The organism is Gemmiger formicilis (genome assembly GCF_900167555.1).
GTDB lineage: Bacteria > Bacillota > Clostridia > Oscillospirales > Ruminococcaceae > Gemmiger > Gemmiger formicilis.
The window spans coordinates 16,483-30,319 of record NZ_FUYF01000011.1 but is presented as its reverse complement, the minus strand read 5'-3'; the positions used below and the strand labels follow the sequence as shown (position 1 = coordinate 30,319).

General features: G+C 63.9%; 11 protein-coding genes. 3 read left to right on the top strand and 8 right to left on the bottom strand.

Annotated features, from left to right (window positions below):
* Nucleotides 1-124: 124 nt before the first annotated feature.
* The 6 genes from B5D32_RS09700 to B5D32_RS09675 form a co-directional block, all read right to left on the bottom strand.
* Complete coding sequence (locus B5D32_RS09700; protein ID WP_078784853.1) at nt 125-1,534, bottom strand: aminotransferase class I/II-fold pyridoxal phosphate-dependent enzyme; 1,410 nt, start codon at nt 1,532-1,534, stop codon at nt 125-127.
* Nucleotides 1,535-1,693: 159 nt separating this feature from the next.
* Nucleotides 1,694-4,189, bottom strand: a complete 2,496-nt coding sequence (locus B5D32_RS09695; RefSeq protein ID WP_078784852.1) for an AAA family ATPase — start codon at nt 4,187-4,189, stop codon at nt 1,694-1,696.
* On the bottom strand, nt 4,186-5,319 hold the full coding sequence (locus tag B5D32_RS09690) for an exonuclease SbcCD subunit D (RefSeq protein ID WP_078784851.1): 1,134 nt from the start codon (nt 5,317-5,319) through the stop codon (nt 4,186-4,188). Before B5D32_RS09690 ends, B5D32_RS09695 begins: the two co-directional genes overlap by 4 nt.
* A 91-nt stretch (nt 5,320-5,410) precedes the next feature.
* Nucleotides 5,411-5,911 carry a GNAT family N-acetyltransferase gene (locus tag B5D32_RS09685; protein ID WP_078784850.1) on the bottom strand — a complete coding sequence of 167 codons (501 nt, stop codon included), beginning with the start codon at nt 5,909-5,911 and terminating at the stop codon, nt 5,411-5,413.
* Between the two features lie 181 nt (nt 5,912-6,092).
* Nucleotides 6,093-6,425 carry a NusG domain II-containing protein gene (locus B5D32_RS09680; protein WP_078784849.1) on the bottom strand — a complete coding sequence of 111 codons (333 nt, stop codon included), beginning with the start codon at nt 6,423-6,425 and terminating at the stop codon, nt 6,093-6,095.
* The gene (locus B5D32_RS09675; protein WP_078784848.1) at nt 6,422-7,315 is read right to left on the bottom strand and encodes a ribonuclease Z; all 894 of its coding nucleotides are present in this window, start codon (nt 7,313-7,315) and stop codon (nt 6,422-6,424) included. The genes B5D32_RS09680 and B5D32_RS09675 overlap by 4 nt, the downstream gene beginning before the upstream one ends.
* A 168-nt stretch (nt 7,316-7,483) precedes the next feature.
* On the opposite strand from B5D32_RS09675, the gene B5D32_RS09670 reads away from it, so the two are divergent.
* Complete coding sequence (locus tag B5D32_RS09670) at nt 7,484-7,972, top strand: RNA polymerase sigma factor (protein WP_078784847.1); 489 nt, start codon at nt 7,484-7,486, stop codon at nt 7,970-7,972.
* Nucleotides 7,973-7,975: 3 nt separating this feature from the next.
* Complete coding sequence (locus tag B5D32_RS09665; protein ID WP_078784846.1) at nt 7,976-9,034, top strand: hypothetical protein; 1,059 nt, start codon at nt 7,976-7,978, stop codon at nt 9,032-9,034.
* 151 nt (nt 9,035-9,185) lie between these two features.
* Here B5D32_RS09665 and B5D32_RS09660 read toward each other — a convergent pair whose 3' ends face one another.
* The gene (locus B5D32_RS09660) at nt 9,186-10,376 is read right to left on the bottom strand and encodes a sodium ion-translocating decarboxylase subunit beta (protein ID WP_078784845.1); all 1,191 of its coding nucleotides are present in this window, start codon (nt 10,374-10,376) and stop codon (nt 9,186-9,188) included.
* Between the two features lie 12 nt (nt 10,377-10,388).
* The gene (locus B5D32_RS09655) at nt 10,389-10,799 is read right to left on the bottom strand and encodes an OadG family transporter subunit (protein WP_078784844.1); all 411 of its coding nucleotides are present in this window, start codon (nt 10,797-10,799) and stop codon (nt 10,389-10,391) included.
* A gap of 777 nt (nt 10,800-11,576) precedes the next feature.
* Between B5D32_RS09655 and B5D32_RS09650 the strand changes: the two genes are divergently transcribed.
* A complete protein-coding gene (locus B5D32_RS09650) occupies nt 11,577-13,292 on the top strand; it encodes an ammonium transporter (RefSeq protein ID WP_078784843.1) in 1,716 nt (571 codons plus the stop codon).
* Nucleotides 13,293-13,837: the final 545 nt, after the last annotated feature.

Below are 13,837 nucleotides of genomic sequence, written 5' to 3'. Positions count from 1 at the left end.
TCCCCTGATGGGGAGCCTTTCGCGGGCGCATGCCCGAATAAAGCCTCCCCATCAGGGGAGGTGGCCGCGCGCAGCGCAGGCCGGAAGGGTTCCGACGGGCCTTGCCGCTGCCTCCCTTTACAAATTACAAAACCGCAATCTCCTCCGCCCCGCTGCCGCCCGTATGCTTCAGCGCGGTCCCGGCCTGCTCCAATGCACGGCAGGCCGTCACCAGCTCTGCCGTCACTTCCTCGCCCGGTGCCACCAGCGGCACGCCGGGGGGATAGGCCCAGAGATACTCCGCGGCGGTCTCCCCCACCGCGTCCCGCATCCTTACGGCCCGCGCGGGGCGCAGCAGCGCCGCGGCAATCGTGCAGCGGGCTGCGCCGGGGGCGGGCAGAATATGCCGCGGGGCCGCGGGCGGGGCCGCCGTTTTGTCCCAGGCGTGCAGCACATCGGCCAGCCGTTCCAGCGCGTCGGCGTCGTCGCAGGGGCTGGTCATGGCCAGCACGTTCGGGCCGCAGACCATCTCGGGCTCAAAGCCGTCGGCTCGCAGGTACGCCGCCCCCGCCGCGCCGATTTGCAGCAAAATTTTGCCGCTGTCATGCGCAAAAAAGTCAGGATGCGCCGTCAGTGCGTCCGCGCCGCAGCACAGTATTTTGGTATTTTTCAGATCCCGCACCGCCGCGTCAAAGGCATCCAGCCGGGCGCGCCACGCGGCAAAGGCGGCCTCCCCCTCGTCGGCCAGCCAGCGGGTGCAGCCGTCCAGACTGACCATGAGCGGGTAGCTCGGTGAACTCGTTTCGAACACGTCCAGCTGGCGCTCGACCTCGGCAGGGTCGGCCAGATCGCCGTTCAGCTGCAAAAACGCGGTCTGGGTCAGGCTGGGCAGCGTCTTGTGGGCGCTCTGCACGACCAGATCGGCCCCTGCGGCTACGGCCCCGCCGCGCCAGCCGTACCGGGCGGCAAAGGGCAGGTAGTGCGCACCGTGGGCCTCGTCCACCAGCAGCGGCACGCCGCGGGCGTGGCAGATTTCCGCGATAGCACGTATGTCGCTCAAAACGCCCTCATAAGTCGGGCTGGTCAGGATCACGCAGCGGGCATCGGGCGCAGCGTCCAGTGCGGCGGCCACATCGGCGGGGCGCACACTGCCGTAGATGCCAAACTGCGGGTCCACGGGCGGCGTGAGCCAGCGGGCCGTCAGCTGCCCCAGCTCAATCGCGTGGTAGACGGCCTTGTGGCAGTTGCGCGCCGCAATGACCGTGCTGCCGAACGGTGCCAGTGCGCGGATGCCCGCCAGCAGGCCGACGGTGGACCCGCCGACGAGGTACCAGCACCGCCGCGCGCCGTACAGCGCCGCCGTGCGAGCCATGGCGTCGGCCAGAATGCCGTCCGCGTCGTGCAGGTCGTCCGCGCCGTCGATCTCGGTCAGGTCCCAGGCATAGCAGCCCAGTCCCGGTGCGGGCGGCAGCCGCCGCTTATGCCCGGGCATGTGCAGCGGGTAACGCGCCGCGGAGAGGGTTTCCAATTGTTGTTGCAGCGTTGATTTTGTCATATTTTTATACTTTTTATAAATAAGTGCAAGCTAAAAAGCCTCCCCTTTGAGGGGAGGTGCCCGCGGGGCGGAGGGGTGGGCGGGAGACACACACTTTACAGGTCTACACCCGGCCACCCCTCACCGCCTGCGGGCGGAGCTCCCCTCAAAGGGGAGCCTTTACGAAATCTCAATTTCCGCCTTACTGCCAGCCCGCGTTTTGGTCACGTGGATCTGTCTCGTCAGGCGGTCCTGCAGCGCCTCGACGTGGGAGATGACGCCGATGAGCTTATCGCCCCCGGCCAGCCCGGCCAGCGTGTCCACGGCCTTTTCCAGACTGTCGGAGTCCAGCGAACCGAAGCCCTCGTCGATGAACAGCGTCTCAATGACGACGCCGCCCGCGTTCTGTTGGATCGTGTCGCTGATGCCCAGTGCCAGGCTCAGCGCGGCCATGAAGCTCTCGCCGCCGGACAGGCTGCCCACGGGGCGGGTCTTGCCGGTGTAGGCGTCGAACACGTCGAGGTCCAGCGCGGTCTTGCCGCCGACGGCCTCACTCTTGCGGCGCAGCAATCGGTACTGGCCGTCGGTCATGCGGGTGAAGCGCAGGTTTGCGGCCTCGACCACGCCGTCAAAATAGAACGCCTGTACGTACTGTTCAAACGGAAGTTTGATTTTTCCGGTCAAATTACCATTGATCGTTTTGGACAGATTGTCCCACATGGCGCGCTTCTCGCGGGCGGCGGCGCTCTCCCGCATCGTTTTTTGCAGCGCGTCGATGGCGGCGCGGTTCGTGTGCAGACGGTGCACGGCAGCGTCCCGGGCGGCCATGGCGGCAGCGCGGTCCCGGCGCAGGCGGGCCAGCGCGTCCTGCAGCTGGGTCAGTGCGTCGGGGTTGTCGCGCTTGGGCATCGTCTCGCGCATCTGCTGCACGCGGGCGCTGGCGGCAGCGTGCCCGGCCTTGGCGTTGGCGGCGCGGCGGGTGGCCGCAAAGCGCTGCTTTTCCAGGTCTGTCAGCTGGCCGTTCAAAAGGTCGGCCTGCTTGGCCAGGCTGCGGGCGCGGTCCGTCTTTTGCTTCAGCTTCAGGTGGTCGGCCTGCAGGCCGCGCAGACCCTCGGTCAGGCTGGTCTGTTGGGCGGTCAGCGCGATTTTCAGCTCGTCGGGCGTCAGCTCGGCGGCGGGCTTGCCGGTGTAGCGGTCCCCGCGGCGCGCGAAAAATCCATCCGCGTCCCGCTGCAAAGCCGCCCGCAGCTCATGCGCGTGGGCGGCGGCGTCACCGGCGGTGCGGCTGGCCGCGGCAGTGCTGCGGCGCTGGGCCGTCAGCGCCTTCTCCCGCTCCTCCAGCTGCTTTTCGGTGATGTGGTCCTTGGGCAGCGCGGCGATCTTCGGGTGCTTGGTGGAGCCGCAGACCGGGCACGGCTTGCCCTTTTGCAGGTCCTTGGCCAGCAGGCCCGCGCGGTTGGCGTTTAATTGGCGCTGCATCGTGCTGTATTCTTCCTCGGCGCTGTCCAGTGCAGCCTGTGCGGCCACATACTCTGCCTGACGCGCGGCGGCGTCCTCGTCGGCCTTGTCGGCGTCCGCCAGATTTTGCAAGAGCTGCCTGCAGTCGGCGGAAAGCCCCTCGGCCAGCTCAATGCGGTGGTCGGTCTTGAGCAGGTCGGCCTCGGCCTGGCTCAGCGCGGCGCGGTCCGCCTCGTTTTTGGCAATATTCTCCTTCACGTTCGCCGTGCGCTTTTCCAGATCGGTCATAATGAGGTCGGTCTGGTGCTCCACATCGGCGGCGCGTTGCTCCTCGGCCACCAGCCCGGCCAGCTGGCGGCGGCGGGCGGCGCGTTCCTCGGCAATTTTCAGGCCGGCGTCACCGCGGGCGATCTTCTCGTCCAGCTCGTTCATAACGTTGGTCTGTCGTTTTTCGTTGGCGTCGTCGGCCTCCAGCAGCAGCCTGCCCAGCTCGGCGGCAGCCCCTGCGGCAAACGGGTCGCGCTCAGCCTGCATTTCGGCCAGGTCGGCGGCGGTTTCCTCATCGGCGCCGTCGCCGATTAGTGTGCCGACGTGCATCAAAAGTACATCGTCCAGACGCTTGCATTCCTCGTCAGCCTTGCGGGCGTGCTCGACGGCGGCCTGCCCCAGGCGCTGGTGGTCGGCAGTGTCAAAAATGCGGCGCAGGATGGCCGCGCGGTCCGCGGACGGCGCGTTGAGCAGCCGGGTAAAGTCGTTCTGCGCCAGCATCGACACCTGGGCAAACTGTTTGGCGTCGATGCCCAGCAGCTTGACCACGGCGTCGGTCACGGCTGACGCACCGCTGACCGGCTCGTCCGGCTCACGGTTCAGCTCGGCCTTGGCGGGCACCTTGACCATGCCGGTGCCGCGCTTGGCGGCGCGCTGCTGGTCGGGCCAGCGGCGCACGGTGTAGCTGCGCCCGCGGTGGGTAAAGGCCAGCTCGACGCTCGTCTCGGCGTCGGGGGCGGCAAAATCACTGCGCAGCATCGTTGTTTTTCGGTTCTCACCGGAGGTCTCGCCGTAGAGCGCAAACGTGATGGCGTCAAACAGGGCGGTCTTGCCCGCGCCGGTGTCGCCGCCGATCAGAAACAGTCCGCTGCCGCCGAACGCCGAGAAGTCCAGCTCGGTGCGGCCCGCGTAGGGGCCGAAGGCGGTCAGGATCAGCTTTTGGGGTTTCATTCGCTTTTTGACGCCTCCTCGCGCAATCTTTTCACAGCCACGGTCTCCTCCACTGTCAGGGGGCGTCCGTTCATCTTGGTGAAAAAGTCCTGGAACAGCTCGACAAAGGGCTTGCCGCGCACAGCCTGGGTCATGTCCAGCGGGTGCGCGACCTCACCTTGGGGCAGGTAGTCGAGCCGCATGGCGTTGGGATAGGCGGCGCGCAGCTGCGCCATGGCGTCGGGCAGCGGCGTCGGGTCGGTCAGGGTCGCCCAGATGTAGTCCTCGGTGTCGGTTGGCCGGGCGGTCAGCCGGGCCAGCGGGCCGGTCAGGTGGCGCATGGCGCGGCGGGGCGTCAGCGGCAGCTGCTCGATTTTTTCCACGCCGCGCTTGCCGACCCGCACGAGGGTGACGGATTTCTGCATCCCGCACTCGTCCAGATGGTAGCAGAGCGGCGCACCCGCATAGCGCACGGCGTCGATGCCGACGCGCTGGGCGCGGTGGATATGGCCGAGCGCCGCATAGCAGAAGCCCGCAAACCGCGCTGCATCGATGGAATCCACCGTGCCGACGGTCAGGGGCGCAGTCTCGCTGCCGGAGAGCTGCGGCGGGCAGACGCCGGAGACCACCATCTGGTGGGCGACGAGCACCCGGCGCGGGGCGGCGGGCTCACAGACGGCCAGCGCCGCGCCGACGGCGGAGTCGTAGTCGGTGATGTCGGCGTCGGGCAGGTAGTGGCGCACCGTGGCCGCCCGCACAAAGGGCAGCAGCGTGAACTCGATGGGGCCGTGGCGGTCATTGAGTACGACCTGCTTGGGGCAGCCGGTGAAACGCCCGGCAATGTGTACGTTTTGTTCGGCCAGCAGACTGCTGGCAAAGTCGAGCCGCTCGGCGCTATCATGGTTGCCGGAGACGGCCAGCACCGGAATACGGCGTGCGGCCAGCTGGGTCAGGAACCAGTCCAGCAGCGTGCAGGCCGCGGCGGGCGGCACCGGCGTGTCGTAGATGTCGCCTGCGATGACGACGGCCTCGACGCCGTGTTTTTCACAGAGGGTCAGAATTTGTTCAAGGATGAACCGCTGATCCTCCAGCATATCAAACCCGTTGACCCGTTTGCCCAGGTGCAGGTCTGCAAGGTGCAGAAATTTCATGGTGTATCTCCAGATTTTGCTTTTACCGCGCTGTAGGGAGGCGGCGTCCTCGACGCCCCGCGGGCCGATGCAAGCATCGGCCCCTACAGCTTTACCGCCACAGCTTCTCCCAGGTCGTGATGTCCAGCGTGGTGCCGGGCAGGACCTCCACGGGGGCTGTCTCGGCCTTGCGGAAGCGGCACTTTTTGGCAAAGCCCTCGGCCTTCAGGTCGCGTGCCCACACCCGCATATACAGGCGGCTGCGGCCATCGCCCTCGGCCAGCTTCTGCGCATAAGCCACGATGCTGCGGCCAATGCCCTGCCCGCGGGCCTTTTCCTTTAAGAAAAGGCGGCTCAGGCACATGGCACCCGCGGGGCCGAGGTCGAGCGCGAAATAGCCCACCGGCTCGGTGCCGAGGTAAATTAAGAAGTAGTTGATGACGCCGCTGTGGATCTCGTCGTCGGTCAGGATGTCGCTCTGGTACTTATCGGCCAGTGCAGCGGCGACCTTGGGCGTCAGCTTGGTGTAATGCTGGACGAAAATTTCCTGCGCCAGCTCGGAAACCAGCTGGACGTAGCGGGTCTTGGTTACTTGCTTGAAGGTTGGATTCATGGGAACTCCTTTTTATAAATAAGAAAGAATAAATAATAAATAATAAATTTGGTGGAGTTTTCTCCCTCTGGTCGAAAACAAAATTTTGTAGAGGATTTTTTGAGCGGTGCACAGCGCCGCGTTCCACAACATTTATTATTTATTATTTTTTATTTATTATTTGCCCGGCAGCGCGTTTGTTCTATTCCACCGTTATACTTGCCTTCGCCGGCATGCACGCGGCCCAGTCGCCCTCGTTTTTCAGGGTGCCGAAGCCCTCGCACAGGTGGTCGGGGCAGGGGCTGTCTACAAAGGCGATGCCGCCGTTTTCCACCCGCAGGTGGATCGTGTACAGGCCGGTGTCAATGTCATATTCGGCGTTTTTACGCAGATCAATGCGCTGCTCGACCTGCGGGTCGCCGTAGCGCAGCACCGCCGTGCGACCCGTGCCGCCGTGGTGGGCGGCCAGCCACAGCACCGCGGCCAGCGCCAGAATTACAGCGATAAACAGCAGATTTTTTCGTTTCTCGGTCATGGCTCTCTGTCAAATTCCAGTTCTTCGGTCAGGCCGTCATACCCGGCCACGGCGGTGGGGTACGCGGTGCGCGCGGCGGCCAGGCCCGGCGCGGGGTCGGTCACGGCGGCGCTGTAGTGGGTCAGCCAGAGGCGGCGCACGTTGGCCGCGGCGGCCAGTGCGCCGGTCTCCCGGCAGGTGGCGTGGCCGTACAGCTCCGCCTTGGGCAGGTCGGCGTCGTCGGCGTAGGTCGCGTCCATGCAGAGCAGGTCGGCGTCCCGGGCGGCGGCCTCTAGCGCGGCGCAGGGGCGGGTGTCGGTGGCGTAGACCACCTTCAGCCCGCGGCGCGGCGCACCCAGCACCTGCTCCGGCGTGCAGCCGCCGACGGGCTCGCCCCTTTGCAGCGTTTTCCAGTAGGGCATCGGGATACCCGCAGCCCGTGCCCTTGCGGGGTCGAACCGCCCGGCGCGGGGCAGCGCAAGCACATAGCCGCAGCAGGGTACGCGGTGGGTCAGCGGGAACGGGGTGATTTTCAGCGTGTCTATGTGGAATGGTTCGTCTGCGACCTGCCAGCGCACCGGGTACACCTGCGGCCCGGCCAGTGCCGTGACGGCCTGCGCCACAGGCTCGATGCCCTTGGGGCCGTAGATCGTCAGCGGCTCGGTGCGGTTCAGGCTGCTCAAGGTCTGCAAAAGACCGGGCAGGCCCAGAATATGGTCGCCGTGGTAGTGGGTCAGCAGCACCGCCGAAAGCCGATACGCGCTGACGCCGTACCGCCGCAGGCCGACCTGCGTGCCCTCGCCGCAGTCCAGCAGCACGCTGCGCCCGCCCACCGTGACCGCGGCGGCGGCCAGTGCGCGGTCCGGCAGCGGCTGCGTGCCGCCCGTGCCCAGCAGGGTTACTTTCAGCATGTATGCACCTCTTTTCCAATACTTCCCCATTATCAAGCGTATTATAGCACAAATCGGGCGGGCGGTAAAGGGGCGGTGCGGAAGCCTTCCCCCTTGGGGGAAACCGAAAAAAGTTGAAACACCCCGCCCGTTTTTGTCGTATAATCTTTATGAAAGGGGGCGACGCCCATGACAGAGCACGAGTTGGACACCCTGCTGCGGGACTACGGCGGCGCAGTGCGGTCCGTCTGCCGGGCCATTCTGCCCGGCCACCCGCAGGACGCCGAGGAGGCCGAGGCCGACACATTTTACAAGCTCTGGCGCGGGGCACACCTGCCCGCAGACGAGACCCATCGGCGGCGGCTGGTGGTACGGACGGCGCGGCAGTGCGCCATTGACCGCTACCGTGCGCTGCTGCGCCGGGGCGAGACGCTGCCGCTGGATGACCGTGACGACGCCGAGCTGGCCGTTGCGCTGGAAAGCGAGCTGGAAACCCGCGAGCTGATGGCGCAGGTCATGGCGCTGCCGCCGCCCGACGGGGAGCTTTTTCTGCGCAGGTACGTGTATGGCGAGACCGCGGCCCAGCTGGGCGTACATTTCAACATGCCTGCCGCCACGGTGCGTACCCGGCTGCACCGCGCACGGCTGGCACTGCAAAAGCTATTGAAGGAGGGCTGACCTATGACCGAACTGGAACGCTGGATGAACGACCACCCGCCGCTGGCAGACGCCCTGACGGCGGAGGAAACCGCGGCACTGCGGGCAAAAGTGCTGGCGCGCCGCCCCAAGCTGCACGCTTTGCGCGGCTGGCGGGTGATGGCCGCCGCAGCAGCGCTGTGTTTGGTGGCCGCAGGGGCCGTAGTGCTGGGGCTTTTCCACCCCATGAGCGCCGCCAACGAGACGAACGCACTGGTGCAGAAATACGGCGAGGTGCTGGACGAACCGCTGACCGCCGAAATCAACGGCCACACGGTCACCGTGCGGGCGCTGCTGCGCGGGCAGTACACATTACGGATATTGTACGATGTGGATAATGCGCGCGGAATGGAAGGCGATGATTTGGTGTGGGACACCGCGAATTTTACGCTGTACAAGCCCAAAGGCGCCAGCGAGCGGAAGTGGGACTACGGCGCAAGCAACGTCGATGTCGGGCCGATCAGCGGCTATGCCGTCGGCCCGTGGGATGGCCGTTATGAAGCAAGCGAGAACGACACTCTATCCTGCTTTGTGGATATACCTCTTTTGTACGAGAAAGGCAACAATCGAACACTGTATATCGGCGACCTGACAAACTATAGCGCCAAGGCAAGCGTAAAAATCACGCTGCCGGATGCGCCCCCAACACTGACAGTGGATGTGAAGAAAACCATCGCGCTGAAGGGTGGACACTGGTTCCATTATGATATGACCGACGAAGAAGCCGAGCAATATCCCGACGCAACGTTTGACATTCAAGAGGTTCGTATTGAACCGCTGGCGGTCAGCGTCATCGGCATGAATCACGGCAGTCTGCCGCTGGGCGGGACCTCGCGATACGATGTGCAGTCCCGCGTAAAGCTGTTCCGCGCCGACGGCACCGAGTTGACCTACGGCTGGGACGGGGAATTTTACAAGGGTTCCTATGGCCGCGGGGACAAAAATTCCGGACAGATGACCTTGCGTGTTGACAGCTACGACATCCTCGACCCCGAGGCCGTGGCATGGGTCGAGATCGACGGGGAGAGGTTTGAGGTGGAGTGAACGCGGTAAAGCCCCTCCGGCCATCGCTGACGCTCGGCCACCTCCCCTGTAAGGGGCGGCTTGCTGCGCGGGCGCAGTCCCGAGGGAGAAGCCAAAGAGAAAAGCACCCGCATGGCGCGAACCATGCGGGTGCTTACTTTTTATGTCAGTATCAGCCGAACATATTGATCAGGATACCAGCGGCAACGGCGGAGCCGATAACACCGGCAACGTTGGGGCCCATGGCGTGCATGAGCAGGTAGTTGCGGGGGTTGTACTCCTGGCCGACCTTCTGGGAAACGCGGGCGGCCATGGGAACGGCAGAAACACCGGCGGAGCCGATGAGCGGGTTGATCTTGCCGTGGGTGACAACGCACATGACCTTGCCCAGGAGAACACCGCCGGCGGTGCCGACACCGAAGGCGACGATGCCCAGAACGATGATCTCAACGGTCTGGATGTTCAGGAAGGTGGCGGCGTTGGTGGTGCAGCCGACGGAGAAGCCGAGGAAGATCGTGATGATGTTCATCAGCTCATTGCCGGCGGTCTTGGTGATACGCTCAACAACGCCGGACTCCTTCATCAGGTTGCCCATCATCAGGCAGCCGACCAGAATGGCGGCGTCAGGCAGGGTCAGGGCAACGATGATGGTGACGATGATGGGGAACAGGATCTTCTCGGTCTTGGAGACACGGCGGGGGGCCGTCATGACGATCTGACGCTCTTTTTCAGTGGTCAGAGCCTTCATGATGGGCGGCTGGATAACCGGCACCAGCGCCATGTAGCAGTACGCGGCAACCGCGATGGAGCCCAGCAGGTGCGGGGCCAACTTGGTGGTGACGTAGATAGCGGTGGGGCCGTCCGCGCCGCCGATGATGCCGATAGCACCGGCCTCCTGGTTCGTAAAGCCCAGGATCTTAGCGCCGACGAAGGTGAAGAAGATGCCCAGCTGCGCGGCAGCGCCCAGCAGCAGGCTGGACGGGCGGGCGATCAGCGGCTCAAAGTCGGTCATCGTGCCGATGCCGAGGAAAATCAGCGGCGGGTAGATGCCCAGCTTAACGCCTAAGTAGATATAGTCGACCATGCCGCCGGACGAGCCGAGCAGCGCCCAGTCGATGTGGTTGGTGGAGTTGATGAAGATGTCCATGTGGAAGATGCCGTCGAGGGGCAGGTTGGTCATCAGCATACCGAAGCCGATGGGCAGCAGCAGCAGAGGCTCAAACTGCTTGACGATGGCCAGATACAGCAGCACGCAGGCCACAGCCAGCATGACAGCGTACTTCCAGCCGCCCTCGGTGAAGAAGATCTGTGCCCAGCCGGACTTGGCAAAAATCTCTGCAATATTGGTAAAAATAGCACCCATTTCCGTACCTCCTTACATAAAGGGCGTCGTGTGCTCACGCACACCGGCGTCGCCCCAGGCACCGCGGCGGGAACCGGCGGCAGGCTTGGAAACGCGCTTGATGCCGCGAATGACGGCATTGCCGCCGCAGACCGTGGCCACGGCAGCGGAGATCGCGGCGATGATCTCGCCGGGAATGGAGCCGTTGTCAGCCTTGGCCGCAGGGGCGGCGGGCTTGGCAGCGGGGGCAGGAGCAGCCTTGGCCGCGGGGGCCTTCGGCGCGGCAGGCTTGCCGTTCTTCTTATTGTTGATGTTGTCGAAGATCTTGCCTTCCAGCGTGATGATGAGGCACAGGGCCACCAGCATCGCGAAAACCAGTGTGATGCTGGTCAGCACAACGGTACCGTCACTGGCTTCAAGGGCAAGAAGAGCTAGGTTGGGCATGGATGATCCTCCTTTGAATGGTAGCAGCCCCCGATAAAGGGCTATTTGATGATATTATAGCACAAAGAAAATTTTTTGGGTAGATTTTTTTACAAAAAAATGAATAAATTTAGGGAAATGTACAGATGGTGCATGTAGGGGAAAAGATATGGCGGAAGGTTTCGGCGGGGTGAGGGCACCCCGCCCTACGCACGGGTTTGATGTGGGGGTGTAGGGCGGCCAGCCCTCTGGCCGCCGTGGCCGTCTGCGGCGGCGGGAAGGTGCCCGGGAGGGATGAATCCCTCCCCTACGGATTGAATCGTAAAAAGGATATGGCGGTAAGCTGCGGGCCGGGCATGCCCGGCCCCTACAGGGCGGCGATGGGGAAATGGGATATGGCGGTAAGTTTCGGCGGGGTGAGGGCACCCCGCCCTACGCACGGGTTTGATGTGGGGGTGTAGGGCGGCCAGCCCTCTGGCCGCCGTGGCCGCCTGCGGTGGCGGGAGGGTGTGCGGGAGGGATAAATCCCTCCCCTACGAATTGAACCGTAAAAGGGATATGGCGGTAAGCTGCGGGCCGGGCATGCCCGGCCCCTACAGGATGCACAATTTTTCAGCGGTATTTTCGGCTGGTTGTACAGCATTTTCCACAAATATGAACAGAATATGTCCCTGCCCTCTTGACTAGGCCGCAACTCTGTGATAGCATAAGCGCAACGAAAGAACGGCAAAGGCGCCGGACAGTGTGATTCTGTCCGGCGCCTTTCTGTTTTGCAAAGTAAGAGAGGGGTTCTGTTCTATGTACAATTCCGCAGACGTTACATGGACACTGGTTGCAGCGTTTCTGGTGTTCTTCATGCAAGCGGGCTTTGCCTTGTGCGAGGCTGGTCTGACCCGTGCAAAAAATACCGGCAATATTCTGATGAAGAATATGATGGACTTTTGTATCGGTACGCCGTGCTACTGGCTCGTCGGTTTCGGCATCATGTTTGCCGGTTCCGGTGCGCTCATCGGCGGGTTTGATCCGTTCATCCGCGGCAGCTATGACTTCGGCACGCTGCCGGTCTGGGTCTACGCGGTGTTCCAGACTGTGTTCTGCGCCACTGCCGCGACCATCGTCTCCGGCTCGATGGCCGAGCGCACGAAGTTCAGCGCCTACTGCTGCTACTCCGCCGCCATCAGCCTGATCGTCTACCCCATCTCCGGCCACTGGATCTGGGGCGGCGGCTGGCTGGCACAGCTCGGCTTCCATGATTTTGCCGGCTCCGCCGCAGTTCACTTCGTCGGCGGCGTCACGGCCTGCCTGGGCGCCTGGATGCTCGGCCCCCGCATCGGCAAGTACAACAAGGCCGGCAAGGCCCGCGCTATCCCCGGCCACAACCTGACCGCGATGGCTCTGGGCGTTTTCATCCTGTGGTTCTGCTGGTTCGGCTTCAACGGCGGCTCCACCGTCAGCATGACCGGCGATGACACGATGGTTTCCGCAGGTCTGATCTGCTTCAACACCAACCTGGCCGCCGCGCTGGCTACCGTTGCGGCGCTGATCGTCTCCTGGGTGCGCTACGGCAAGCCCGATGTCTCCCTGACCTTCAACGGTGCGCTGGCCGGTCTGGTCGCCACCACCGCGGGCTGCGACGTCGTTGACCCGTTCGGCGCGGCCATCATCGGCATCGTCGCCGGTGTGCTCTGCATCTTCTCGGTTGAGTTCTTCGACAACGTTGCCAAGATCGATGACCCCGTCGGCGCTGTCTCGGTGCACTGCATGAACGGTGCGTGGGGCACCATCGCCGTCGGCCTGTTTGCCACCGAGGGCGGCCTGTTCTACGGCGGCGGCTTTGCCAAGCTGGGCATCCAGCTGCTGGGCATTGTCAGCGTGGCGGTCTGGGTGCTGGCCACGATGTTCATCATCTTCACGGTCATCAAAAAGACCATCGGCCTGCGCGTCTCCGAGAAGGAGGAGATCGACGGCCTGGATTACCACGAGCACGGCCTGGCCAGCGCCTATGCAGGCTTCGCCATCAATGATCCGACCTACGCCGAGCTGGACGTGAACGAGAACACCGATCTGGGCGAGGACGACATCACCAAGGCCAGCCCCGAGAAGATCTCCGCTGCGGTCAAGGTCGTCAAGGACGCCCCGCTGCCCGCCGGGCTGGATTCCGGTATGCACAAGGTTTCCATCATCGTGCAGCTGGCCAAGTTTGAGACCCTGAAGAAGGCGCTGAACGACATTGGCGTTACCGGCATGACCGTGACCCAGGTCATGGGCTGCGGCCTGCAGAAGGGCAGCGGCGAGAAGTATCGCGGCGCCGAGGTTGACGCCACGCTCCTGCCGAAGGTCAAGGTCGAGGTCGTCGTGAGCAAGATTCCCGTGGATAAGATCATCGACACGGCCACGAAGGCCCTGTACACCGGCCACATCGGCGACGGCAAGATCTTTGTCTACAATGTAGCAAAGGTCGTGAAGGTCCGCACCGGCGAACAGGATTACGCCGCGCTGCAGGACGTAGAGTAAACGTCTCCCTATTATAATAAGGTATAAAGGTCAGTAAGCCAGCCCCTTCCGAAGTGGGATTCGGAAGGGGCTGGCTGTTTTGTGGGTAGGATCGCGGCGGCGGGAGGTGGACGGCGGGGGATGAATTTTCTCTCTGCGGGCGGAACATTGACGGGATTTGGCGTGAAGCGGCGGAGGGGTCAACGCTTGGCGGCGCACAACGAGCGCCGCCAGTTTGCTTCGCAAACACGCTCGTGCGGTTGTTTGCCCCGCAGGGGCAAACATTGCTCACACCCCGGTTTCGCTCCGCTCAACCGTGGCCCCTGTTCGCAACCCCGCAACCCCTCCCTACGATGCAAAAGATAAAGGGGATGCAAAACGAAACCGGGAGCTGACGCAAGGCTGCGGGCCGGGCATGCCCGGCCCCTACGGGGTGGCGTGGACGGGTGGCGGAAGGTTCGCGGCCAAGGATGTAGGGGGCGGCGTCCTCGACGCCCCGCGGAGGGGTCAAGACCCCTCCCTACGATGCAAAAGATAAAGGGGCGGCAATGGCAAGGCTGCGGGCC

Bases quoted from the DNA above. Each gene is read 5' to 3' on its own strand.
- B5D32_RS09660 (WP_078784845.1), bottom strand. From the start codon at position 10,376: ATGGGTGCTATTTTTACCAATATTGCAGAGATTTTTGCCAAGTCCGGC.
- B5D32_RS09650 (WP_078784843.1), top strand. From the start codon at position 11,577: ATGTACAATTCCGCAGACGTTACATGGACACTGGTTGCAGCGTTTCTG.
- B5D32_RS09655 (WP_078784844.1), bottom strand. From the start codon at position 10,799: ATGCCCAACCTAGCTCTTCTTGCCCTTGAAGCCAGTGACGGTACCGTT.
- B5D32_RS09695 (WP_078784852.1), bottom strand. From the start codon at position 4,189: ATGAAACCCCAAAAGCTGATCCTGACCGCCTTCGGCCCCTACGCGGGC.
- B5D32_RS09675 (WP_078784848.1), bottom strand. From the start codon at position 7,315: ATGCTGAAAGTAACCCTGCTGGGCACGGGCGGCACGCAGCCGCTGCCG.
- B5D32_RS09670 (WP_078784847.1), top strand. From the start codon at position 7,484: ATGACAGAGCACGAGTTGGACACCCTGCTGCGGGACTACGGCGGCGCA.
- B5D32_RS09685 (WP_078784850.1), bottom strand. From the start codon at position 5,911: ATGAATCCAACCTTCAAGCAAGTAACCAAGACCCGCTACGTCCAGCTG.
- B5D32_RS09680 (WP_078784849.1), bottom strand. From the start codon at position 6,425: ATGACCGAGAAACGAAAAAATCTGCTGTTTATCGCTGTAATTCTGGCG.
- B5D32_RS09700 (WP_078784853.1), bottom strand. From the start codon at position 1,534: ATGACAAAATCAACGCTGCAACAACAATTGGAAACCCTCTCCGCGGCG.
- B5D32_RS09690 (WP_078784851.1), bottom strand. From the start codon at position 5,319: ATGAAATTTCTGCACCTTGCAGACCTGCACCTGGGCAAACGGGTCAAC.
- B5D32_RS09665 (WP_078784846.1), top strand. From the start codon at position 7,976: ATGACCGAACTGGAACGCTGGATGAACGACCACCCGCCGCTGGCAGAC.